Source organism: Paenibacillus zanthoxyli JH29, from assembly GCF_000520715.1.
Taxonomy (GTDB): domain Bacteria; phylum Bacillota; class Bacilli; order Paenibacillales; family Paenibacillaceae; genus Paenibacillus_AQ; species Paenibacillus_AQ zanthoxyli.
In genome coordinates this window covers 1-705 of the sequence record NZ_ASSD01000272.1, presented here as the reverse complement: position 1 = coordinate 705, position 705 = coordinate 1, and the positions used below count along the sequence as shown (strand labels likewise).

The following is a 705-nucleotide window of genomic DNA, read 5'->3' as shown; positions in this document are numbered from 1 at the left end:
CTCCATTCAGTCCCGCCATCTGGAAGAAGAGAGCGTACAGAGTTACCATCTTGCTCCTTCCTCCATTGGCAGTGAGCACTTGACGGTATCCTCCATTCAATCGGAGCATCTGGCGGAAAATTCGGTGGAAAGCCGCCATATCGCCCCAAGTGCGATTCAGCCGAAGCATTTGACCCCCGGTGTTATCGGCGGCGAGCATATCCGCCCCTCATCTGTGGGCGTTAGCCATCTCCTGCCGGACTCGGTTTCGTCCGTACAACTTCAGCACGGCAGCGTCATCGCCAGTAAACTGGGTGAAGGAGCGGTCGGTTCGGAGCATTTGATGCCGGAAGCCGTCACTGGAGAACATCTGGCAGAGGGCTCGGTGGAAGGCCGGCATATTGAGGCTGGTGGAATTACGCTCCAGCATCTGTCAGACGAGGTGCGTTCCCCAGAGCTGCTGCCCGACGGCTCGCTTACCGGAAATAAGCTTGCGCCGAAGAGCATCGGCAGCGACCAGCTGGCGGACGGAGCGGTAGGCGGAGCGGAGCTTCAGGACGAAGCGGTGGACAGCTCGAAAATTGCCCCCTTCTCTATTCAGTCCCGCCATCTGGAGGAGGAAAGCGTACAGAGTTATCATCTTGCTCCATCATCTATTGGCGGCGAACAATTGGCGGCATCGTCCGTTCAATCGGAGCATCTGGCAGAGGGCTCGGTGGAAGGCCA

The 705-nt window shown here is 58.2% G+C and carries 1 pseudogene; it reads left to right on the top strand.

From position 1 onward, the window contains the following. A pseudogene (locus L691_RS32670) lies at window positions 1-705 on the top strand (hypothetical protein); the annotation flags it as partial.